This is a genomic window from Amycolatopsis sp. NPDC104863, from assembly GCF_055582965.1.
This window is the reverse complement of sequence record NZ_JBVJOW010000004.1, coordinates 702,563-724,671: the sequence shown is the minus strand read 5'-3', so window position 1 is coordinate 724,671 and position 22,109 is coordinate 702,563. Positions and strand designations below refer to the sequence as shown.

Here is a 22,109-nt window from a genome sequence, read left to right as displayed (position 1 = left end):
GGGACACGCGAACGGCCGGCCGGGACGGATCCCGGCCGGCCGTTCGCGAGACGCTTACTGCGCAGGGCCGAACCCGACCTTGCTCAGCTGGGCCTTGCCCTGGTCACCGAGGACGAACTCGTCGAACTCCTTGGCCAGCGCGCTCTGCCCGCCCTTGACCGCGGCGATCGGGTAGTTGTTGATCGCGCCGCTCGCCTCGGGGAAGTCGACCTTGTCGACCTTGCCCGCGGCCGAGGTGGCGTCGGTGACGTAGACCAGGCCCGCGTCGGCGTCGCCGGACTGGACCTTGGCCAGCACCTGCTTGACGTCCTGCTCCTCGCTCTTCGGCTTGAGCGTGACGCCGGTCGCGGTCTCGACCTTCTTGGTGGCCGAACCGCACGGCACCTGCGGCGCGCAGGTCACCACGGTCAGGCCGGCCTTGTTCAGGTCGGCGAAGGACTTGATGCCCTTGGGGTTGCCGGGCGCGACCGCGATGGCCAGCTTGTTGGTGGCGAACACCGTCGGCTGGCCGTCGATCACACCCGCCTGGACGGCCTTGTCCATGTTGGCCTGGTCGGCCGAGGCGAAGACGTCGGCCTTCGCGCCGTTGGTCAGCTGCTGGACCAGGCCGGACGAACCCGCGAAGCTGAACTTCACGGTGACGCCCGGGTGCGAGGCTTCGAACTCCTTGCCGAGCGCGGTGAACGACTCGGTCAGGGACGCGGCGGCGAACACGGTGATCGTGCCGCCGGCGTCGCCGGTGCCCTTCGGCGCGGGGGCGCTGGCCGACGACCCGCCGGACTGCGTGCTGGGCTGGTCCGAGCTGCTGCACGCGCCCGCGAACAAGGCGACGGCCGCGACGGCCAGAGCAAGCTTCTTCATCGACTTCCTTCCGGTGTTTCCACCACAACAGTGGTCGCTTTGACCACCGCGACCGCGAGCACCCCAGGGCGCAGGCCCAGCTCGCGGACGGCTTCCGTACTCATCAGGGACACCACGCGGTGTGCCCCGCACTGCATCTCCACCTGGGCCATCACCTTGTCGGCGACCACCTCGGTGACCAGCCCGACGAACCGGTTGCGGGCGGAGCGCCCGACCGCGGACGGGTCCTCGGGGCTGGTGGCCTGCGCCCGGGCGAACCCGGCCAGCTGGGCGCCGTCCACGACCTTGCGGCCGGCGGCGTCGTCGGTGGCGGTCAGCTGCCCCGCGCGCACCCACCGCCGGACGGTGTCGTCACTGACTCCGAGCAGGTGCGCGGCCTCGGACAACCGGAATTGCGGCATGGGGGGAAGATTATCTCCGCACTTGAGGAAAAGCTATGCGGGGCGCGAATTGTCCATGATCTCCGCGCGCAGCTGTTCGAGCATGACATTCTGATAACGCTCGATGACTTTTCGCTCGGCCGGTGAGAACTGCGCCAGGCTCTCGCGGAGCCAGTCGAAGGCCGACTCGAAGAGCGGCGCGAAGCGCTCGCCGGCCCCGGGCACGACCTCGACGAGGACCTTGCGGCGGTCTTCGGGGTCGCGGACGCGGCGGACCAGCCCGATCTTCTCCAGCCGGTCGATGACGCCGGTCACGGCCCCGGTGGACAGCCCCGTCAGGTCGGCGATCCGCCCCGCGGTCAACGGTCCGCCCGATTGGACGACCAGGTCGAACGTCTTGTGGTCGGTGCCGGACAGGCCCATCCGCTCGGCGATCCTGGCGTGCCGGATCACCGTGAGCGTGCTGCCGGCGCGACCCAATTCCGCGAAGCGGAAGAGCTCCTCTTCCGGGACCGGATAGCTCTTTTCCGCTGTGCCCGTCATCACTGTCCTTCGGTTCGCGCAGGTCGTTCGCCCACTGAACAGCTTACTGCCCAAAGTATCCGGACGATCACTGAGGTTTGCGCGACATGCGGGCTACTCTGTGCGTAATGACCGCAGTGGATCTCGGGTTTCCTCGTGTTCCCGGCACACGAGGTTCATCTCGCGCGCCCCGGCCCGAGAACCCCCGTCTCATCGACACGTTCGGCCGGATCGCCACCGATCTGAGGGTTTCCCTCACCGACCGGTGCAACCTGCGCTGCACCTACTGCATGCCCGCGGAGGGTCTCGACTGGATGCCGGGCGAGCAGGTGCTCTCCGACGACGAGCTGATCCGGCTGGTCCGGATCGCCGTCGAGCGGCTCGGCGTCACCGACATCCGGCTCACCGGCGGCGAGCCGCTGCTGCGGCCGGGCCTCGAGGACCTCGTCGCGCGGATCACGGCCCTGGAGCCGCGGCCCCGGCTGTCCATGACCACCAACGGGATCGGCCTCGCCAAGCGCGCGGCGGCCCTCGCGGAGGCGGGCCTGGCCCGGATCAACGTCTCGCTCGACACCGTCGACCCGAAGACGTTCCTCGAGATCACCCGCCGGGACCGGCTCTCGCACGTGCTGGCCGGCATGGCCGCCGCGCGCGACGCCGGGATGTCGCCGGTGAAGGTCAACGCCGTGCTGATGCGGGGCGTGAACGACGCCGAAGCCGTGCCGCTGCTGAAGTTCTGCCTGGCCGAGGGCTACCACCTGCGGTTCATCGAGCAGATGCCGCTGGACGCCCAGCACGGCTGGAACCGCGGCGAGATGATCACCGCGTCGGAGATCCTCGGCATGCTGGGCGAGGCGTTCACGCTGACGCCGTTCCCGGTGGCCCGCGGTGGCGCGCCGGCCGAGCGCTGGCTGGTCGACGGCGGGCCCGGCGACGTCGGCGTGATCGCGTCGGTGACCCGGCCGTTCTGCTCGGCGTGCGAGCGGACCCGGCTGACCGCCGACGGCGCGGTGCGCTCCTGCCTGTTCAGCAACGACGAAACGGACTTGCGGTCTCTCGTGCGCGCGGGCGCGCGCGATGAGGAGGTGGCGGACGCCTGGCGGGCCACGATGTGGGGCAAGCTGGCCGGCCACGAGATCAACGACGCCGGGTTCGCGCAGCCGATCCGGCCGATGAGCGCGATCGGCGGCTGAGATGACGACCCTGACCATCGTGGTGCGGTACTTCGCAGCGGCGCGCGCCGCCGCGGGCGCGGAAGAGGAGAAGGTGCAGCTGCCGTCCGGCGCGTCGGTCGCCGACGCGGTGGCCGAGCTGCGCCGCCTGCACCCCGAGAGCCTCCCGAAGATCCTGGACGCGGTCAGCTACCTGCTCGACGGCATCGCGGTCCGCGACCAAAACCGCCCCCTGACCGACGGCGCCGAGCTGGACGTCCTCCCCCCTTTCGCCGGCGGCTGACCCCTCCTCCCGCGTGACCGAACGGTCAACACGCGTGATCCAAAGGTCAACTCGCGTGTCTGGAGGGTCGACACGCGTGATTGAAGGGTCAACACGCCGCCGGGTCGGCCCACCACCCGTGTCGACCCTCTGATCACGCGCGCCGACCTCCCCATCACGCGTGTCGACCCTCTGATCACGCGAGTTGACCTTCCCAACACGCGTGTCGACCCTCTAATCACGCGAGTTGACCTTCCCAACACGCGTGTCGTCCCTCCAGGTACGGGTGCCGTCCGGCGCGGTTCGCGGGTTCGTCCTCTCCTTACTCGACCTACCGCTCGGGTACGGCAGCCGACCGCTCGCCGACACCTCTTTCTCCCCCGGCGTGGCGCGTCACCGGATCCGGCTGTTCGCGGCAGGCTGAACGGTGGCTGTCCACAACGCCATCCGGTGACGTGTTTCGCCTGGTCCGTCGCACTGCGTCGGCCCGCGGGGCCCGCCCCGGCCGGAAGAGCGCATCCGGCGGGACTTCAAACCCCACGAACAGGTGGGACTGCTGTGACGCAAGGGGCACCTGAGGCAGGATTGTCAAGTCTGGCGGACTACGGGAGTGCGCCATAAGATGCGCGCTTCATTCGCTCGCCCGACGTCGCGAATGGCCCATTCGCTGCGCAAAACACGTGATGCAAGCCTCACGATCCGTGTTTTATCTCGGCTTGGAAACGACCAGATAACGGCGCGCTGACCTGCGAAGACACCCACATCGATGGGGGTTGCGTGCTGTTACTGTGACGTAGGTCACGCCCCGAATGATTTCCGATCACGGCGCTCGTTACGTACCGTCGCTTTTCGGTTGGCCCCGACCAACCAGCACGACCGGGAATCCGTAGCGCCTAGCCCTGTCCGACGGATACCCGGACCCATACCCCGAGCGAAAGCATTTCCGGACAGGGACGAGGGGACGACGAAGACGCGACGTGCGTCGGACTCGTCTGCCGGCCCCCGAAGCCGGCGCCAGGACCCCGATCCTGACCCTCAGCACCGGCTCGTAGGCGCAGGGAAACCGAGATGCATTCAGATGTCTTACCGAGGCAAGCACCGCAAGATGTCCGCTGCCACCCGCACCGTCGCTCGCGTCGCCATCGCGGGCATCGCGGTCGGCGCTCCCCTCGCTATCGCCGCGACCCCCGCGTCGGCGACGAACTGGGACGCCATCGCGCAGTGCGAGAGCGGCGGCAACTGGGGCACCAGCACCGGCAACGGCTACTACGGCGGTCTGCAGTTCTCGCAGAGCACGTGGAAGGCCTACGGCGGCACCGGCAGCGCGCAGAACGCTTCGCGTGAGCAGCAGATCGCCGTGGCCGAGCGCGTCCTGCAGGGTCAGGGCATCGGCGCGTGGCCGGTCTGTGGCAAGAAGGGCGGCGGCGGCTCGTCGGCCCCCAAGGCCACCCACAAGACCACCACCAAGCAGTCGACCCCGAAGAAGACCACGACCGCCCCGAAGAAGGCGGCCCCCGCGGCTCCGGCGGCGACCGGTGTGTCGTCCTCGAACCCGGCCGGTGACTACACCGTCGTGGCGGGCGACACGCTGTCCAAGATCGCCAAGCAGTTCAACGTCCAGGGCGGCTACGCCAAGCTGCAGGACCTGAACGCGAAGTACATCCCGAACGCGGACATGATCCTCGTCGGCCAGAAGATCGCCACCAAGTGACGATCGCGCTCTGATGCGCAGGTCCGGCCTCGAGCCGTGACAGCCGAGCCCTCCACCGCCAATCCCCCGGGCGGTGGAGGGCTCGCGCACATCCGGGCCTGAGTTCGCCCGTGCGAGCTCGTGACCCGTGAACGGCCTCCCGGACCGCCTCGAGTCTTCAGGCGCGCACAGCGCCCCTCAGGCGCCGCGCCGGGTCACGGCGAGTTGACCCACTCGTCCGTGCCGTCGGTGAAGTGCTGGTGCTTCCAGACCGGCAGCCGCGCCTTGACCTCGTCCACGAGCTCCGCGCACGCCGAGAACGCCTGGCCGCGGTGTTCCGCCGCGACGGCGCACGCCAGCGCCACGTCCCCGATCGTCAGGTGCCCGACGCGGTGGCTCACCGCCACTGCCCGCACCCCGATCCAGCGCGCCGAGAGGTCCGCGACGACGTCGGCGATCACCTCACCCGCGCTCGGGTGGCCTTCGTAGGTCAGGTCGCGCACACCCTTGCCGCCGTCGTGGTCGCGGACCACCCCGGCGAACGTCACCACCGCGCCCGCCGCGTCGTCCTCGACCAGCCGCGCGTGCTCCTCGACCGACAGCTCCTCCTCGGTGACCAGCGCCCGCGCGACACGCACCGAAGGCGCGGAAGCGGCGGGCCGCGGGTGGTCACCGCCGGCGAGCTGGTCGACCGCGTGGTCCAGGATGCCGTCGAGCACGCCGAGGCCGTCCTTCACACCGCCGCTGGAGCCCGGCAGGTTCACGACCAGGGTCCGCCCGGCCACGCCCGCGACCCCGCGTGAGAGCACCGCGGTCGGCACCTTCGGCAGCCCGGCCGCGCGGATCGCGTCCGCGACGCCCGGCAGCTCGTGGTCCAGCACCCCGCGCGTGACGTCGGGGGTGCGGTCGGTCGGCGAGATGCCGGTGCCGCCGGTGGTGAGCACCACGGCGACGCCGTCGGCCAGCGCCGCCCGCAGCGCCACGCCGACCGGGTCGCCGTCCTCGACGACGACCGGCGCCAACACGTCGTACCCGCGGCCGGCCAGCCAGGCGACGATCACCGGGCCGGTCTTGTCCTCGTAGACACCCTTCGCGGCGCGGTTGGACGCCACGATCACCCGCGCGTCGCGCTTCACGGCCGCTCCCAGGTCCCGATCTTGCCGCCGTCCTTGCGGAGCAGGCGGACCTCGTCCAGCGTCGCCGCCGGGTCGACGGCCTTGATCATGTCGTGCAGGGTCAGCCCGGCGACGGCCACCGCGGTCAGCGCCTCCATCTCGACGCCGGTGACGTCGGTGGTCTTGGCCGTCGCGCGGATCCGGACGTCGGTCTCACCCAGCTCGAACTCCACCTTCACGCCGGAAAGCGCGATCTGGTGGCACAGCGGGATCAGCTCGGGCACGCGCTTGGCGCCCATGATCCCGGCGATCCGGGCGGTGGCCAGCGCGTCACCCTTGGGGAGGCCGTCGGACGCCAGCAGCCGCAGCACCTCCGCAGTGGTCCGCACGGTGCCGCCCGCGAGCGCGGTCCGCGCGGTGGCGGTCTTGCCGGAGACGTCGACCATCCGGGCCGCCCCGGTCTCGTCGACGTGGCTGAGTTCACTCACCAGCCGAGGCTACTTCCGCCGGCCCGCCGCCGGTCGCCGGGTGGAGCTGCGCCGGCGCCGCGAGCTGGGGGTCCCGGGCGCCGGCGCTCGCCGGTTGGTCTCGGCGACCCAGCCTAGGCCGCCCGGAACCCCGCTGTCTTCCGTCCGAAGGCGGACCCGGGGTCCGCCGAACTGTTTAGTCGCGCTCGGCGCGCACGGCCTTCCGGACCGCCTCGGCGACCGCCGGCGCCACCGCGCTGTCGAACACGCTGGGCACGATGAACGACGCGTTGAGCTTGCCGTTGTCGACGACGTCGGCGATCGCGTCCGCCGCCGCGAGCAGCATGGAGTCGTCGATGTTGTGCGCGTTCGCGTCGAGCAGGCCGCGGAAGACACCCGGGAAGGCCAGCACGTTGTTGATCTGGTTCGGGAAGTCGCTGCGGCCGGTCGCGACGACGGCCGCGTGCTGCTGCGCCTCGAGCGGGTCGATCTCCGGGTCCGGGTTGGCGAGCGCGAAGACGACCGCGTCGGACTTCATCGTGGCGACCTGGTCGGCGCCGAACAGGTTGGGCGCCGAGACGCCGATGAAGACGTCCGCGTCGACCAGCGCCTCGTGCAGGGTGCCGCTGACCTGCTCCTTGTTCGTGTGCGACGCGATCCAGGCGAGGTTGTCGTCGAGGTTGCCGCGCGCGGAGTGGACGATGCCGTCGATGTCCGCGGCGACGATGTCGCCCGGGTTCTTGCGCAGCAGCAGCCGGATGATCGCCGAGCCGGCCGCGCCGACCCCGCTGACCACGATCTTGCAGTCCTCGATGTTCTTCTTGACCACGCGCAGGGCGTTGCGCAGCGCGGCGACGACCACGATCGCGGTGCCGTGCTGGTCGTCGTGGAACACCGGGATGTCGAGCTGCTCGCGCAGCCGCTTCTCGATCTCGAAGCAGCGCGGCGCGGCGATGTCCTCGAGGTTGATCCCGGCGTACACCGGGGCCAGCGCCTTCGCGATCAGGATGATCTCTTCGGTGTCCTGGGTGTCCAGGCAGACCGGCCACGCGTCGACGTCGGCGAACTTCTTGAACAGCGCCGCCTTGCCCTCCATCACCGGCAGCGCGGCGGCCGGGCCGATGTTGCCCAGGCCGAGCACCGCGGAGCCGTCGGTGAGCACCGCGACGGTGTTGCGCTTGATGGTCAGCCGGCGCGCGTCCTCGGGGTTGTTCGCGATCGCCTGGCAGACGCGGGCGACACCCGGGGTGTAGGCGCGGGAGAGGTCGTCACGGTTGCGGAGCGCGACCTTGGGCGTGACCTCGATCTTGCCGCCGAGGTGGATCAGGAACGTCCGGTCGGAGACCTTGCGGACCTTGACGCCGGGCAGCGAGTCGAGTGCCGAGGTGATGTCGTTCGCGTGGTTCTCCGACAGCGCGTTGGCGCTGATGTCGACCACGATCGCGTCGGAGTGGGACTCGACGACGTCGAACGCGGTCAGGACGCCGCCGACCCGCCCGACGGCGGTGGTGAGGTCACCGGCCGCGCTGGACGAAGCCGGGGCCTCGACCCGGACGGTGATCGAATATCCGGGACCGGGAACCGGCATGGCACTTACCCCCGCATGGGAAAAGTCGGTTGGGACGGGAGCGAACCTACTCCCGTGACCGCCCTCACGAGGCCCCGGAACCGGTACTGACCAGTAACTATGCGGTCATCGATTGATCTCGGTCTCCGGGTGCACGTACGGCACGGTGTCGAGCGGGAAGGTGATGTCGCCGAACGGCGACAGCGAGCCCTGGCGGTCGGCCGCGAGCTCGGTCACGGGGTGCTCGCCCGCCTCGCCCGGCCAGGTCGGGTCGACACCCTTGTTCTTCTTCTCGCCCTTGGCCACAACGTCCTCCACAGCCGGTGTTCGCTCTCTCGGGAGACAGTGTGCCCGAGCCCGAGCGGCTTCGCGTAACCGCCCGGTATCCTGGCCTTCTATGCCCGCGACCTCCTTGGCGGACTGGCTGCGCACCGAGTCCGACGGCGCACTCGAAGAGCTGCTCCGAACGCGGCGCGACCTGTCCACGCCCCCGCCGTCCGACAGCACGGTGCTGGCCACCCGGGCCGGCACGCCGGGCTCGGTGGCGCGCGCCTGCGAAGACCTCGACACCTTCACCGTGGCCGTGCTCGAAGCGTGCCTGCTGGCCGGCGCGGACCGGGATCCGGTGCCGGTCGAAGACGTCGCCAAGCTGGTCGGCGCGGACATCACCGCGCCGCTGGCCCGGCTGCGCGCGCGGGTGCTGGCCTGGGGCCCGGACGACGCGCTGCGCGTGGCGCCCTCGGTCCGGGAGGCGCTCGGGCCGTTCCCCGCCGGGCTCGGCGCGCCTTCGCCGTCGCTCGCGGACGTGGACCTCGAAGCGCGGCTGGCCGAGCTGCCCGACGACGAACGCGGGGTGCTGACCGCCCTCGCCGCCGGGCCGCCGATCGGCCGGACGCGCGACGCCGGGCACGACGCGTCGCTCGAGAAGGCCAAGACGCCGGTGCAGAAGCTGCTGGCCCGCGGGCTGCTGCTGCGGCGCGACGACCAGACCGTCGAGCTGCCGCGCGAGGTCGGCGTCGCCGTGCGCGGCGGGGTCTTCGGACCCGGCACGCTCACCGAGCCCGCGCTGCCGGTGCACCCGCACCAGACGTCCACTTTGGACGCGGCGGCGGCCGGCGAGGCGATGGAGTTCCTGCGCCGCACCGAATCCCTGCTGCGTGCGTGGTCGGCGGCGCCGCCGCCGGTGCTCAAGTCGGGCGGCCTCGGCGTGCGCGAGCTGAAGAAGCTGGCCAAGGACCTCGAGGTCGACGACACGCAGGCGACGCTGTTCGCCGAGCTGGTCGTCGGCGCCGGGCTCGTCGCGGACAGCGAGTCGACCGCGCCCGAGTGGGTGCCGACGACGCTGACCGACTCGTGGCTCGCGTCGCCGACCGCGCAGCGCTGGATGACGCTCGCGCAGGCGTGGCTGGAGCTGCCGCGGCTGCCGGGGATGGCCGGCGGGCGCGACACGAAGGACAAGCCGATCGCGCCGCTGTCGGAGGAGCTTCGCCGCCCGCTGGCGCCGGTCGCGCGGCGGCGGGTGCTCGCCGCGCTGGCTGACCTGCCCGAAGGCGCCGGCGTGAAGAGCGTCGACGAGCTCGTCGCGGTGCTGGCCTGGCGCGCCCCGCGGCGCGGCGGGCGGCTGCGGGACGAGACCGTCCGCTGGACGATGGCCGAGGCGTCCGCGCTGGGGATCGTCGGGCTCGGCGGCGTCACGACGGCGACGCGGGCGCTGCTGGCCGACGACCGGCCGGGCGCGGTCGAGGCGATCCTGGACGCGCTGCCCGCACCGGTGGACCACGTGCTGCTGCAGGCCGACCTGACGGTGGTCGCGCCGGGCCCGCTCGAGCCGGAGCTGGCGGCGGAGATGGACGCGGTCGCCGACGTCGAGTCGGCCGGGCACGCGACGGTCTACCGGATCACCGAGACGTCGGTCCGGCGCGCGCTGGACACCGGCCGGACGGCGGACGAGCTGCACGCGCTGTTCAAGGCCAAGTCGGCGACACCGGTGCCGCAGTCGCTGAGCTACCTGATCGACGACGTCGCGCGGCGGCACGGCCGGCTGCGCGGCGGGGTGGCGGCGTCGTTCCTGCGGTGTGACGACGAGGCGCTGCTGGCCGAGGTGCTGGCCCACCCGGTGACGGCGGAGCACGACCTGCGGCTGATCGCGCCGACGGTCGTGATCAGCCCGGACCCCCTGCACGAGGTGCTGGCGGGCCTGCGCGCGGCCGGTTTCGCCCCGGCGGCGGAGGGCCCGGACGGCCGCGTGGTCGACATCCGCCCGGGCGGCCGCCGCCTGCCGGCGAAGGCCCGCGCGGCGCGGCGGAACCCGGGTGAGCAGGCGATCCTGACGTCGGATCAGGCGGCGCGAATCGTGTCGAACCTGCGAGCCGGCGACGCGGCCTCGGCACGCCGTCGCGGCTCGGCGGTCCGAGCCCCGGTCGGCGGCGGCGCGGACACATCGGCAACGCTGGAGCTGCTGTCCCGCGCAACGCTCGAGCGGCGCGAGGTGTGGATCGGTTTTGTCGACTCCCGCGGCACGGCCAGCCAGCGCGTGGTCCGGCCCATCCGCGTCGGCGGCGGGATTCTTGAAGGGGACAACAACGAGCGGTACTCCCTGCACCGCATCACGTCGGCCGCCCTCGTCGAGGACTAGGGCCGGACCTGAATCCATCGTCGAGCGTCCGCTCAGGTGTCGTGAATGGTAATTAGGGTTAGAACCCTAATTACCACTCACGACACGTCTAGAGCGCGCGCAGGCCCGCCAGGACGCGTTCCATGAACTCGCGGGACGAGCGGTCCCCGAGGATCAGCTCCGTCTGGTGGATCAGCACCAGGCCGATGTCGGCCATGTCGCCGACCAGCACCTTCACCACGCCCAGCGGCAGGTGCAGGTGGGCCGCGATCTCGGCCACCGAACGGGTGTCCAGGCACAGGTCGCAGATGCGGCGGTGCTCGACCGAACGGACTCCGCGGTAACGGCGGCCGTCGTCCGACGTCGAGACCAGCGCCTCCAGCGCCAGGTTGTGGTCGGACCGCGTGCGGCCGCCCGTGCGTGTGTACGGGCGCACTCGCGAGCCCACCGAGGCGACCGGGACCGGGCTCGACACGCTGCGGGCCGCGTCGTCCCACTGCTCCGGCTGGGGGACCCAGCGGGTCTCCGGGTCCGGCGGGGGTGTCCAGCCGGTCCGGGGGTCGATCGGCGGGGCCCACGCGGGCGGGGGCGCCGCCTGCGACCTCGACATCGGAGGCCGGGGCGCGGGGTGGCGTGGCGCCGGGGGCCGCTGCGCGGGCGGGCGCTGGGCCGGTGGACGCGGGGGTGCGGGCGGACGCGCGCCGCGGGGCGGGGTCCACGCCGGCTCCAGGGCCGGGGACTCCGGCGCGTACGTGTCGCCGTCCTGCCACTCCGGCTCGCCCGGGTCGTACCCGTCGTCCGGCGCGTCCCAGTCACGCTCGGCCGCCGCGGCGCGGCGGGGGTCCCACTCGCGCTCGACCGGGGCGGCGCGCCACTCGCGCTCGGCGGGAGCGTCACGCCATTCTTCCTCGGCGGGCGCGGCGGCCGGGTACTCGTCTTCGGCACCCCACTCGCGGGTGTCCTCGTCGGTGTACCCCTGCGGATCCGCCTTCGGCCGGGCCGGCTTGCGCTTGGGCATGATCGTCGACAGCGTCGACATGTCGAACTTGCTCGGCGAGTCGAACCCCTCGCGCTCGGTGCCGCGGTGCAGTGCGTCCCAGCCGCTGGAGTCCGGGTCGTCGAATCCCGAAATCCTCATCTCAACCTACCCACGCACGCCGCCCTGCAGCTGCGCGCGCAGCTCGGGGGTGATCTGCTGGCCGACCCGCTCGACGAGCAGGGTCATCTCGTAGGCGACGGTGCCGATGTCGCACGTCGGCGCGGCCAGCACCGCCAGCGACGAACCGTCCGAAACGGACATCAGGAACAAGTAGCCGCGCTCCATCTCCACCACGGTTTGGTTGACACCGCCCGCTTCGAAGCAGCGTGCGGCTCCGTGCGTCAGGCTGATCAGCCCGGACGCCACCGCGGACAGCTGCTCGGCACGCTCCTGGGGCAGCCCCTCCGACGGCGCCAGCAGCAGCCCGTCCGCGGACACCAGCACGGCGTGCGCGGCGCCGGGTACCCGGCGCACGAAGTCCGTGATGAGCCAGCCGAATGTGCCCTGGCCGGATGCCGTCACTACTGCCCCTCCTTGCTCGTGCGGCGCCACGCGCCGCACACCGGAGTGGCCGGTCGACGACGCCACGATAAAGCGTATTCGCACCGCCGGTGGTGTCGAGTCCACCACCGGCAGGCCGCTGCGCACCCTACGTGTGCGCGCGAGCGCGCACCGCACCGACCTGCGCCGGTCCACGCGTTCGTGGGTCACCCGGTGAGGTGTGCCGGGCCCGGCCGCCGATCGGCGTCCGCGCAGGTCAGCGTCGGTCCGGCGGGGTCCGCCGAGCGACCCCGCGCCGGGCGCTGCAGCCCCTGACGGACGGGTCGCCGTCACGGACGGCCGACACGCTCCCCGAAGTGGGTGAAGCGCGCGGAGTTCACTCCAACGGCCGCATCCGGTTCGGGACGTCATCCGGTTATCCCGCGCGCAACGCCGAATCGTGCGCGATCGCGTGCTGGACGACCGAGATCAGCACCTGCTTGGCGGAGTCGCGCTCGCGCGCGTCACACGCCATGATCGGGACCGACGGCGCGATGGTGAGCGCGTGCCGGACGTCCTCGATCTGGTGGTGCAGCAACCGGTCGAAGCAGTTGATGGCCACGACGTAGGGCAGCTTCCGGTTCTCGAAGAAGTCGATCGAGGGGAACGCGTCGGCGAGCCGCCGCGTGTCCACCAGCACGACCGCCCCGATGGCGCCGACCGCGAGGTCGTCCCACATGAACCAGAACCGGTGCTGACCGGGGGTGCCGAACACGTACAGCACCAGGTCCGAGTCCAGCGAGATGCGCCCGAAGTCCATCGCCACGGTAGTGGTGGTCTTGTTGGGCGTGGCCGAGGTGTCGTCGTGTCCGACGCTCGCCTCGGTCATCATGGCCTCGGTGGTCAGCGGGTCGATCTCGGAGATCGCCCCGACCAGCGTTGTCTTCCCCGAACCGAACCCGCCGGCGACCACGATCTTGGCCGACGAGGTCGGACCCGTCACCTGCGGCGCGTTCGCGTCGGAGTCAAATTCTCCGAAGCCCACTGAGCACCCTTTCCATGAACTCGATACTCGGGCGGTCACCCACGGTCTGGTTGCTGGAGTGCACCAGCACCAGGCCGAGGCCCGCCACGTCACCAATCAACACCCGCACCACACCGAGCGGCAGGCGCAGCAGCGCCGCCACTTCGGCCACCGACCGGGTGTCGAGGCACAGGTCGCAGATCGACCGGTGCTCGGGCACCCGGACCCGGTCGAGCATCCGGCCCTGTTCGCTTGTCGAAATCAGCGCCTCGATCGCGAGATCGAGGGTCGCCTTCGTCCGGCCCCGGGTCCGGAAGTACGGCCGGACCAGGCCGGACGTCTCCATCTCGGTCGGCGCGGGCTCGTCGACGTACTCCTGGTGGGCCTGCCGCGGCAGCGCCGCGGCCAGCTCACCGGAGTCCGGTCCCGACGAGAAGTCCCGCTCGGTGCTGTACGCGGCGAAGTCGTGCGCGTCGTACAGCGGCCCGCTCGACCCGCCGAACAGCTCCGCACCGGGACCGCCCAGGAGGCGGTCGCGGTACTCGCCGTTGTTGCCGGCCTGGATGGGCCGGATCGGTTCCTGCCCGGCGTTGCTGTCGGTCAGCCAGTTCGGTGGTTCCCGCACGGGGTCGCTGTCGGAGGCCTGGACGCGCCGTTGCCGCCATTCGCGGTCGACGCGTTCCCGGAACGACTGCCAGTCCTCCCGGCCTTCGTCCGGTTGCTCGGACCACCCGCCGGAGAAGTCGTCACCGAGCCGGCCATCACCCCTCAAGCGCCCGTCGTCCACGGCTCTCTCCTCGGTTCCCAGGTCCTCAGCGGCGGATCGCCGAGCCCTGCAGCTGCGCCCGCATCTCCGGGGTCAGCTGCTGGCCGACCCGCTCCACCAGCAGGGTCATCTCGTAGACGACCAGGCCGATGTCACTTTCCGGCGATCCGAGGACCGCCAGGCACGAACCGTCGGATACCGACATGAGGAAGAGAAAGCCGTTGGCCATCTCGACCACGGTCTGCGCCACCGTGCCGCCTTCGAACACCTTGGCCGCGCCGCGCGCGAGGCTGGTGAGCCCCGACGCCACCGCGGCCAGCTGGTCCGCCCGGTCCTTCGGCAGGCCACGCGAGGCCGCCAGGAGCAGGCCGTCGGCCGACACCACGACTGCGTGGGCCGCGCCGGGCACCCGGTGCACAAAATCCGTGATCAGCCATGCGAAGCTGCCGGCATTGCTCGCCTTGGCATGCGCCTGGCCGTTCGGCTGCGCGGAGCCACCCGGCTGCATTGCACCCGCCCGTGTCACTTTCACTCCTCACTGCTGTCTGTGGTGTTGCCACGCCCCGGAACCCCGCTGCCTTCCAGCCTCTCTTCGGCCGGGAGCTCCTTCAACGCATGTCGTCCCGAGGTGTACCCCCGCTGGAAGCTTGCCATCCGGTTCCGCGCCGCGGACGCCGAGCGGGTGATCGCACCCGTTCCGGGCATGCCCGCGGTGTTGTCCGCGAAGTTGTTCTGCGCCGGTTCGCCGGCCGAGGGACTGCTGATCGACCCCGGGACCAGGTACTGGTTCGGCACGCGCTTGGGCAGCCCGGCCGGGGTGATCTCCTCGTTCTTGGCTTCCAGCAGCGACTGCGCCGCGTTCCAGCCGTCGTCGGAGGCACTGTGCCAGCCGTCGTCGGGCGGGAGCAGGGGGTGCCGGGTCGCCGCGGTCGGCTGCAGCTCGTCCACCTGTTCGACGCGGTCCGGGACGTGGCCCGGGACCCGCTCCGGCAGACGCTCGCCGGCGGGTTCCGCGGCGGGCTCGTCGTAACCGGTGAGCGGCGGCAGGTTGGGGTCCTCCCGCTCGCTCTGCGGCGGCACCGGGTCGGCAGCCGCGTCGTCGCCCTCACTGAACCAGCGTGACAGCACCGACTGGTAGATGGGCAGCCGCCGGGTGGGTACATCGTCCTCGAGGGCCGACGGTCCGGCGTCCTCCACCCGCGGTGGCGGCGGTGGCGGCTCCTCCGGCGGGACGTACTTCGGCTCCCGCTTCGGCAGCACCAGCGGCGCGAACTGCGTGTCACTGGCGTGCGAGGCGCCGTCGCCGTTCGAAGACGGCGTCAGCGGCGCCAGGTCCTCGGCGGTCGGCCAGGCCGGGGTGTCCTGCTTCGGCAGCTCCGGCGACAGGAACGGGCCCGCCGCGCGGCCGCCGCTGACCAGGTCGTCCAGGCTGATCGGCTGGTCGAGCGGGACCAGCCCGCCCTGGTTCGCCACCGGCTCGTGCACCGGCGGGGCCGGTGGGGGCGGCGCGGACGGCGGCACCGGGGTGTGCGACCGCGTCTGCTCGAAGTCGGACGGCGCCGAGGGCAGCGGGATGCTGGGCAGCGACATCGACGTCTCGGACCGGTTCGCCGGCGGCGGCGTCTGCCGCTGCATGCCCGGGCGGAGGTGGGTGAGCAGCTCCGCCGGGACGACGACGCGGGCGATGACGCCGCCTTCGATGTCCTCGTTCTCGCGCAGCCGGACCTCGATGCCGTGCCGCTTGGCCAGGCGCGAGACCACGTACAGACCCATTCGCCGGGTCACCGACACGTCCAGGTCCGGCGGCTCGGCGAGCCGGCCGTTGACCTCGGCCAGCCGCTCCTCGCTCATGCCGACACCGTGGTCGGTGACCTGGATGGCGAGCGCCTTGCGGCGGGTCACGACGGCTCGCACGATGACCTTCGTCTCCGGCTCGGAGAAGTAGGTCGCGTTGTCGAGCAGCTCGGCGAGGACGTGCACGAGGTCGTGGATCGCGAGGCCCTGGACCGCGACGTCGGGGACGACCCCGACCTCGATCCGGGCGTACTGCTCGATCTCGGACACCGCGGCGCCGATGACGTCGGCGGCGGGCACCGGCTTGGGCACGGACTTCGCCAGGCCGGCGCCGGAAAGCACCAGCAGGGACTCACCGTTGCGCCGCAGCCGGGTGGCCAGGTGGTCGAGCTCGAACAGGCTGGCCAAGTGGTCCGGGTCCTGCTCGTCGGCCTCGAGGCGGTCGATGACGCCGAGCTGGCGTTCCACCAGCCGCTGCGACCGCCGCGAGAGGTTCACGAAGATGCCGTTGACGTTCTCCCGCAGGAGCGCCTGCTCGGCGGCCATCTTGACGGCCTGTTCGTGGACGATGTCGAACGACCGCGCGACCTCGCCGATCTCGTCGCGAGAGGTGACGGGCACCGGCGTGACGGCCTTCTTCGAGGCGCCGACCGGGTCCGGGTCGTCGAGGATCGCCTGCACGGTTTCGGGCAGCCGGGTGTAGGCCACGTCCAGCGCGCTCTTCCGCAGCACCCGCAGCGGGCGCAGCATCAGGCGGGCGACGACGAGCATCAGCGCGACCGCGAGCGCCAGCGCCGCGAGCACCACGGCACCACTGACCCAGGCGCGGTTGACGGCTTGGGTGGCCAGGTCGTCGGCCCGGGTCTTGAGCTGGGCCAGCAGGTTCGACTCGACGGCGTGCAGCTTGTCCGCCGACACCGTGCTGTCCTTGCCGAGCGCGGTGGTGTCGATGCTCGGCGCCTCGCCCAGCTGGGCGAAGGCGAAGGCCGCCGTCTGGATCCGGCGGCGGTCGTCGACCTCCGGACCGGAGTAGGTGTCGTTGTACAGCTGGCGCTGGTCGTCGTCGGCGTTCGCGAGGAAGGCCTGCACCGAGGCGTCCGCGCTGGACGCCGACGCGCGCGTCTGGTCCAGGAGGTCACCCGGGAAGTTCCCGCGGTACGCGGCGATCTGCAGCTCGGCGTCGGAGCGGGTGGTGAACTCCTTGGCCTCGCTGACCGCCTGCGTGCTGGTGCCGAGCCGGAGCACGTCCCGGTCGGTGACCGCGGTGGTCACCTCGCGGCCGAGCTCGATCAGGGCGTCGAGGATGCCGGAGTACGCGGTCATGACCGTGATGTCCGGCAGGCCGTTCTGCGTGTTGTACGCCGCGCGCAGCGGACGCAGCGCGTCGAGGCGCTGGATGCCGCGGGCGTAGCGGTCCTTGGTGGCCTGGTCGTCGTAGTTGAGGGCGGCCGCGGCGCTGCGCAGGTCGCCGACCTCGCGGTCGACCTTGCCGATCTGCGAGTCCAGCCCGGTCTGCAGCAGCGAGTTGCCGGACGAGAGCCGGGCGACCGCCAGCGAGCGCTCGTTCTGCAGCTCGTGCACCACCGTGGTGACCTTGACCGCGAACGCGACCTGGTCGGCGGTGCGCTGGAACTCCGCCGCCTGCTGGGCGTCGTCGACCACGCGCAGCGCCCCCAGCGCCAGCGCGGTCAGGGTCGGGATGATCAGGACCGCGGCCAGCTTGGACCGCAGCCGCCAGTCACGCATGCCGGAAAAGAACCCGGCCTTCCGGCCCGGATCCGCTCCGGGCAGCTGCGCAGGGGCCCCTCCCACCCCCGCGGTGTCTTCGTTCGGCACCGCCGCACCACCATCGTCGTTCGTGCTCGGATATCCCTGGTCGGTCCAGCGCCCGCCAGGGCGCATCACGTTCTCCTCAGCCACTCGTCTGCACGCTCCCCGCGCGCCGGCACACCGGCCGTCCGGGAGGAGCCCAGCGCGAGACGGTACCCGTACGGGTGAAAAGATCGTCTTCGGTGTCGGCCCTGGGGGTTCCTGAACCCCGTCCGGCCGGACGGAATCGGTTCAGCTCGAGCATCACGGTCGGGTCCCTGCGCTGGTCTCGCATCGGTCTCTGGTTCGGCCTATCCCACCGGCACGGCGGCTGTGCACGGCCAGGCAGTCGTCTTAGCGGGGGAGAATCTCTCAGGAAAAGCACAGCGTGCCCTGGTAAACCGAAGTTGATCGTCTTGATCGGCCATCCAGGCACTCTCTCTCACTACATCGGAGGTTGATACCTCCCCGCAGGTGCAGAGGGTAGCGAACGGCAGGGGAAGATGTAACCCTCCCGACAACACGTGCTGGATGTTGCACAGCGTTCGCTCAGTCGACGCGCAGCTGGTGATCTCTTTTTCCGGAACTGGGCCCTACGCTGGGTATTCAGCTACGGCGAGTGGAGCAGTGGGTCTAGACCAGAGGCCGAAAGAGTGACGCGTACCACGCTCGTGGGTGTTGATCCCACCCGTTGTGAGCAAGCTGTCACGTTCTCTACAGTGGCCCGCGTGACTCCGGGCAATGAGTCACACACACCCATTGGATTCGGTCCATCAACTTTTCACCAAGGAGCAGGCCTTGCTTGGAAACGCCATGAGCAGTGGCCGGGTTCGCACTCGCCGCGCCGCGCTCGGGCTCGCCCTCACCGTCGCAGCAGCGACAGCCGCCACCGGCTGCAGCGCCCTCGGCTCGGACGACTCGAACGCCTCGTCGAACGGGGGCGGCCTGGAGAAGTCGGCCATCACGGTCTCGATCATGCCCACCACGGACCTGGGACCGTTCTGGCTCGCGCAGGACGGCGGGTACTTCAAGGCCGAAGGGCTCGACGTCAAGTCGGTGGTCGCGGCCAGCGGGCAGGCGTCGATGACCAAGTCGATCTCCGGTGAAGCCGACATCGCGCTCTCCACCTACACCCCGTTCTTCATCGCGAAGAGCACCGGCGCCGCCGACATGCAGCTCGTCGCCGACGGCTCCTCGGTCAACGCCAAGAGCAACGCCATCGTGACGGTGCCGAACTCCCCGGTGAAGACGATCGCCGACCTCGCCGGCCGCCGCATCGCCATCACGGCCAAGAACACCGCCTCCGACCTGCTGACCCGCTCCGTGATGAAGGACCACGGTGTCGACGACAGCAAGGTCAACTGGGTCCCGATCCCGCTGCCGAACATCGCGGCCGCGCTCCAGCAGGGCCAGGTCGACGCGGCCTACCTGCCCGAGCCGTTCATCACCCAGGCCGCCAAGAACGTCGGCGCGACCCCGGTGATCGACATCAACACCGGCGCCAGCCAGGACTTCCCCCTGACCGGCTACGGCGCGACCAAGAAGTGGGTCCAGGAGCACCCGAAGACCCTGGCGGCGTTCCAGCGCGCCATGCAGAAGGCCACCCGCGACGCGATCAACGACCGCGCCAAGGTCGAGCCGCTGCTGGTCAAGTACGCGAAGATCGACGAAGACACGGCGAAGCTGCTGACGATCCCGGGTTACGGCTCGGTCCTCGACGCCCGCCGCATGCAGCGCGTGCCCGACCTGCTGCTGCAGCTGGGCGCCATCACGACGAAGATCGACGCGGCGCCGATGATCGCCCCGCAGGCAAACGCCGGCTGAGTCGTGTCCAAACTGCTCCGCAACCTGACCGGCCTGGTCGGCTTCCTCCTCTTGTGGGAGGTCGTCGTCCAGGTCGGCCTGGTCAGCAAGGCGTTCATCCCGCCGCCGAGTGTCGTCCTGGTCGCCGTCGGACAGCTGTTCGGCGACGCCTCCTTCGTCCGCGACGTCATCGCCACGATGCTGGCCTGGCTGATCGCCCTCGTGATCGCGATCGCCGTCGCCGTGCCCGCCGGCCTGCTCCTCGGCAGTGTTCCCGGGCTGCGCGCGGCCACGGCCGCGATCGTCGAGTTCCTCCGGCCGATCCCGGTGGCCGCGCTCATCCCCCTCGTGCTGCTGGTGATCGGCTCCGGCCCCGAGGCGAAGATCACTCTCGCCGTCTACGCGTCGCTGTGGCCGATCATGTTCAACACGATCTACGGCCTCAGCGAGATCGACCCGGTGCAGATGGAGACGGCGCGCGCGTGCGGGACCAGCCGGTTCCGCATCCTGACGTCGGTCGCGCTGCCCAACACGGCTCCGTTCATCTTCACCGGCGTCCGGCTCTCGGCGACCATCGCGCTGATCGCCGTCGTCAGCACCGAGTTCCTGGCCGGCTCCGAAGTCGGCCTCGGCAGTTTCATCCTGGTTTCGAGCTCCGGCTCGGCCCGGTTCGACCTGGTGCTGGCCGGTACCGTGGTGGCCGGGCTGCTCGGCTTCCTGATCAACGAGGGGCTCGAACAGATCGGGAAGCGGCTGTTCCGGTGGAGCACGGTCGACCGGGAGGCGATCGCATGACAACGGCAACACTGTCCGGGCGCGTCGGCAGGCGCGCCGCGCGGGGCGCCGCCACCGTGGTGCGGAACTGGCTCCTCTTCGCCGTGCTCGTGGTGGTCTGGGAGTTCGCCGCCCGCGCGGGCGGCAGCAAGTTCTTCCCGCCGCCGTCGGAGATCGCGGTCGCCGCGGCGAAGCTGTGGTTCACCGGGCCCGCGTCCCAGCTCTTCCTCACCGACGCGGTGTACGACAACGTCTTCCCGAGCCTCGGCCGGATGCTCGGCGGCTGGGCGCTGGCCGCGGTCATCGGCATCCTCCTCGGGGTGCTGCTCGGCCGGTCCGAGAAGGCGATGGACTACGTCGGCCCGCTGTTCGCGTTCTTCCGCTCGATCCCGCCGCCCACGCTGATCCCGGTGTTCGCGGTGCTGTTCGGGCTGAGCTCGGGCATGCAGACCGGGTCGATCATCTTCGGCGCGGTGTGGCCGGTGCTGCTCAACGCGGTCGACGGCGTCCGCTCGGTCGACCAGGTCAAGGTGGAGACGTCGCGGTCGTTCCGCACGCCCCGGCGGTACTGGCTGACGATGGTGGTGCTGCCGGCGGCGGCGCCGAAGATCTTCGCCGGCCTGCGGGTCAGCCTCTCCATCTCGCTGCTGCTGATGGTGATCTCCGAGCTGGTCGGCGCCTACAACGGCATCGGCCGGTCGCTGATGAACGCCCAGCAGGACTTCGACTTCCCGAACATGTGGTCGTGGCTGGTGCTGCTCGGCATCCTCGGGTACGTCTTCAACACGATCTTCCTGGCCGCGGAGCGGCGGGTGCTGGCCTGGCAGCCGACCCGCCTCGGCCGCGACTGACGCTGGAAAGGCCCTCTCCCATGTCAACCATGCTCGAAGTCTCCGGTGTGAGCCACCGGTACGGCACCGGCGCCAAGGCGCACACGGCGGTGAACGACCTTTCGTTCACCGTCGAAGCGGGACAGCTGGCCAGCATCGTCGGCCCGTCCGGCTGCGGGAAGTCGACGCTGCTGCGCTGCATCGCCGGCCTGACCCCGCCGACCGAGGGCACGGTCAGCCTGCACGGCGACCGCGTCACCGGCGTGCCGGACGACCTCGCGGTCGTGTTCCAGGACTACAGCCGGTCGCTGTTCCCGTGGCTTTCGGTACAGAAGAACGTCGAGTTCCCGCTGCGCTGGCTGTCGATCTCGAAGTCCGAGCGCCGGGCCCGCGCGGCCGAGGCGCTGGAGCACGTCGGGCTGTCCGGCGTCGGCGGCAAGTACCCGTGGCAGCTTTCCGGCGGCATGCAGCAGCGGGTGTCGATCGCCCGCGCGCTGGCCAGCCGCCCGGCGCTGCTGCTGATGGACGAGCCGTTCGCCTCGGTCGACGCCCAGACGCGGTTCGAGCTCGAGGACCTGACCAGGCGAGTCCAGCGTGAGCAGGGCAGCACGGTGCTGGTCGTCACGCACGACATCGACGAGGCCGTTTACCTGTCCGACCGCGTGCTGGTGCTGTCGAAGTCGCCGGCGTCGATCGTGGCGGACCTCAAGGTCGGGCTGCCGGTGGACCGCGACCAGATCACCACGCGCGAGTCGGCGGAGTTCGTGACGCTGCGCGGTGAAGTGGCCCGCCTGCTGCACGGCGGCACGCCGGCCGAGGCGGCCACGGCCGCGTCCGACGCCGCCGAGTGGGATCTGGCCGAGCACGCCAAGGTCGAGGAAGTGACGGAGAGCAAGACCGGGAGCTGAACCAGGCGCAGGGGAGCGTCCGACGGCCGGGTACGGCGCGTTCGCCACGGCCGCACCCCGCCCGCCGGCGGCGTTTCAGCGGGCGATGGCCGCGGCGACGGGGGACGCCGCGGCCGACCGCACGAAGATCGAGCCGCTGATGGTGAAGTACGCCAAGGTCGACGCGGCCACCGCGGCCCGCACCGGCCTGCTGACCTTCAAGTCCACTGTGGACGTCAAGCAGCTGCAGCGG

At 71.1% G+C, this 22,109-nt stretch carries 22 protein-coding genes; 8 read left to right on the top strand and 14 right to left on the bottom strand.

Features of this window, described 5'->3' with window-relative positions; translation table 11 throughout:
- Positions 1 to 54: 54 nt before the first annotated feature.
- From modA to ACZ63J_RS25045, 3 genes are read right to left on the bottom strand one after another with little or no spacing between them, the layout of a single operon-like run.
- A complete protein-coding gene (gene modA / locus ACZ63J_RS25055; protein ID WP_465341203.1) occupies positions 55 to 861 on the bottom strand; it encodes a molybdate ABC transporter substrate-binding protein in 807 nt (268 codons plus the stop codon).
- The gene (locus ACZ63J_RS25050) at positions 858 to 1,262 is read right to left on the bottom strand and encodes a TOBE domain-containing protein (protein WP_465301850.1); all 405 of its coding nucleotides are present in this window, start codon (positions 1,260 to 1,262) and stop codon (positions 858 to 860) included. The genes modA and ACZ63J_RS25050 overlap by 4 nt, the downstream gene beginning before the upstream one ends.
- Before the next feature lie 33 nt (positions 1,263 to 1,295).
- The gene (locus tag ACZ63J_RS25045; protein WP_465400304.1) at positions 1,296 to 1,784 is read right to left on the bottom strand and encodes a MarR family winged helix-turn-helix transcriptional regulator; all 489 of its coding nucleotides are present in this window, start codon (positions 1,782 to 1,784) and stop codon (positions 1,296 to 1,298) included.
- 107 nt (positions 1,785 to 1,891) lie between these two features.
- Here ACZ63J_RS25045 and moaA point away from each other — a divergent pair, with 107 nt between their 5' ends.
- The 3 genes from moaA (at position 1,892) to ACZ63J_RS25030 (ending at position 4,908) form a co-directional block, all read left to right on the top strand.
- Positions 1,892 to 2,956, top strand: a complete 1,065-nt coding sequence (moaA, locus tag ACZ63J_RS25040; RefSeq protein ID WP_465400305.1) for a GTP 3',8-cyclase MoaA — start codon at positions 1,892 to 1,894, stop codon at positions 2,954 to 2,956.
- Position 2,957: 1 nt separating this feature from the next.
- Positions 2,958 to 3,218 carry a MoaD/ThiS family protein gene (locus ACZ63J_RS25035; RefSeq protein ID WP_465400306.1) on the top strand — a complete coding sequence of 87 codons (261 nt, stop codon included), beginning with the start codon at positions 2,958 to 2,960 and terminating at the stop codon, positions 3,216 to 3,218.
- A gap of 1,057 nt (positions 3,219 to 4,275) precedes the next feature.
- Positions 4,276 to 4,908 carry a LysM peptidoglycan-binding domain-containing protein gene (locus ACZ63J_RS25030; protein ID WP_465341199.1) on the top strand — a complete coding sequence of 211 codons (633 nt, stop codon included), beginning with the start codon at positions 4,276 to 4,278 and terminating at the stop codon, positions 4,906 to 4,908.
- A 194-nt stretch (positions 4,909 to 5,102) separates the two neighbouring features.
- Here ACZ63J_RS25030 and ACZ63J_RS25025 read toward each other — a convergent pair whose 3' ends face one another.
- From ACZ63J_RS25025 to ACZ63J_RS25010, 4 genes are all read right to left on the bottom strand, one after another.
- On the bottom strand, positions 5,103 to 6,023 hold the full coding sequence (locus ACZ63J_RS25025) for a molybdenum cofactor biosynthesis protein MoaE (protein WP_465400307.1): 921 nt from the start codon (positions 6,021 to 6,023) through the stop codon (positions 5,103 to 5,105).
- Entirely contained in the window at positions 6,020 to 6,490 is a 471-nt protein-coding gene (moaC, locus tag ACZ63J_RS25020) for a cyclic pyranopterin monophosphate synthase MoaC (protein WP_465400308.1), read from the bottom strand. The genes ACZ63J_RS25025 and moaC overlap by 4 nt, the downstream gene beginning before the upstream one ends.
- A gap of 175 nt (positions 6,491 to 6,665) precedes the next feature.
- Positions 6,666 to 8,057 (bottom strand): NAD-dependent malic enzyme, encoded by a 1,392-nt coding sequence (locus tag ACZ63J_RS25015; protein WP_465400309.1) that lies wholly within the window; start codon positions 8,055 to 8,057, stop codon positions 6,666 to 6,668.
- A 105-nt stretch (positions 8,058 to 8,162) separates the two neighbouring features.
- Positions 8,163 to 8,342, bottom strand: coding sequence for a hypothetical protein (locus tag ACZ63J_RS25010; RefSeq protein ID WP_465301834.1), 180 nt, complete (start codon positions 8,340 to 8,342; stop codon positions 8,163 to 8,165).
- Positions 8,343 to 8,433: 91 nt separating this feature from the next.
- Here ACZ63J_RS25010 and ACZ63J_RS25005 point away from each other — a divergent pair, with 91 nt between their 5' ends.
- Positions 8,434 to 10,671, top strand: a complete 2,238-nt coding sequence (locus tag ACZ63J_RS25005; RefSeq protein ID WP_465400310.1) for a helicase-associated domain-containing protein — start codon at positions 8,434 to 8,436, stop codon at positions 10,669 to 10,671.
- A gap of 88 nt (positions 10,672 to 10,759) precedes the next feature.
- Here ACZ63J_RS25005 and ACZ63J_RS25000 read toward each other — a convergent pair whose 3' ends face one another.
- The 6 genes from ACZ63J_RS25000 to ACZ63J_RS24975 all read right to left on the bottom strand — a co-directional run bounded on the left by ACZ63J_RS25000 (position 10,760) and on the right by ACZ63J_RS24975 (position 17,655).
- Positions 10,760 to 11,788 (bottom strand): DUF742 domain-containing protein, encoded by a 1,029-nt coding sequence (locus tag ACZ63J_RS25000; RefSeq protein ID WP_465400311.1) that lies wholly within the window; start codon positions 11,786 to 11,788, stop codon positions 10,760 to 10,762.
- Between the two features lie 6 nt (positions 11,789 to 11,794).
- Complete coding sequence (locus tag ACZ63J_RS24995) at positions 11,795 to 12,211, bottom strand: roadblock/LC7 domain-containing protein (RefSeq protein WP_257920920.1); 417 nt, start codon at positions 12,209 to 12,211, stop codon at positions 11,795 to 11,797.
- A gap of 394 nt (positions 12,212 to 12,605) precedes the next feature.
- A complete protein-coding gene (locus ACZ63J_RS24990; protein ID WP_086861435.1) occupies positions 12,606 to 13,214 on the bottom strand; it encodes a GTP-binding protein in 609 nt (202 codons plus the stop codon).
- Complete coding sequence (locus ACZ63J_RS24985; protein ID WP_465301826.1) at positions 13,195 to 13,980, bottom strand: DUF742 domain-containing protein; 786 nt, start codon at positions 13,978 to 13,980, stop codon at positions 13,195 to 13,197. The genes ACZ63J_RS24990 and ACZ63J_RS24985 overlap by 20 nt, the downstream gene beginning before the upstream one ends.
- Before the next feature lie 25 nt (positions 13,981 to 14,005).
- Positions 14,006 to 14,467, bottom strand: coding sequence for a roadblock/LC7 domain-containing protein (locus tag ACZ63J_RS24980; protein WP_364624061.1), 462 nt, complete (start codon positions 14,465 to 14,467; stop codon positions 14,006 to 14,008).
- Positions 14,468 to 14,487: 20 nt separating this feature from the next.
- The gene (locus tag ACZ63J_RS24975) at positions 14,488 to 17,655 is read right to left on the bottom strand and encodes a sensor histidine kinase (protein WP_465400312.1); all 3,168 of its coding nucleotides are present in this window, start codon (positions 17,653 to 17,655) and stop codon (positions 14,488 to 14,490) included.
- Positions 17,656 to 18,375: 720 nt separating this feature from the next.
- On the opposite strand from ACZ63J_RS24975, the gene ACZ63J_RS24970 reads away from it, so the two are divergent.
- From ACZ63J_RS24970 to ACZ63J_RS24955, 4 genes are read left to right on the top strand one after another with little or no spacing between them, the layout of a single operon-like run.
- Entirely contained in the window at positions 18,376 to 19,386 is a 1,011-nt protein-coding gene (locus tag ACZ63J_RS24970; protein WP_465400355.1) for an ABC transporter substrate-binding protein, read from the top strand.
- 3 nt (positions 19,387 to 19,389) lie between these two features.
- Positions 19,390 to 20,160, top strand: coding sequence for an ABC transporter permease (locus ACZ63J_RS24965; protein WP_465400313.1), 771 nt, complete (start codon positions 19,390 to 19,392; stop codon positions 20,158 to 20,160).
- Entirely contained in the window at positions 20,157 to 20,990 is an 834-nt protein-coding gene (locus ACZ63J_RS24960; protein WP_465400314.1) for an ABC transporter permease, read from the top strand. Before ACZ63J_RS24965 ends, ACZ63J_RS24960 begins: the two co-directional genes overlap by 4 nt.
- A gap of 20 nt (positions 20,991 to 21,010) precedes the next feature.
- Positions 21,011 to 21,877 (top strand): ABC transporter ATP-binding protein, encoded by an 867-nt coding sequence (locus ACZ63J_RS24955; RefSeq protein WP_465400315.1) that lies wholly within the window; start codon positions 21,011 to 21,013, stop codon positions 21,875 to 21,877.
- Positions 21,878 to 21,952: 75 nt separating this feature from the next.
- Here ACZ63J_RS24955 and ACZ63J_RS24950 read toward each other — a convergent pair whose 3' ends face one another.
- Positions 21,953 to 22,078 carry a hypothetical protein gene (locus tag ACZ63J_RS24950; protein ID WP_465439618.1) on the bottom strand — a complete coding sequence of 42 codons (126 nt, stop codon included), beginning with the start codon at positions 22,076 to 22,078 and terminating at the stop codon, positions 21,953 to 21,955.
- Positions 22,079 to 22,109: the final 31 nt, after the last annotated feature.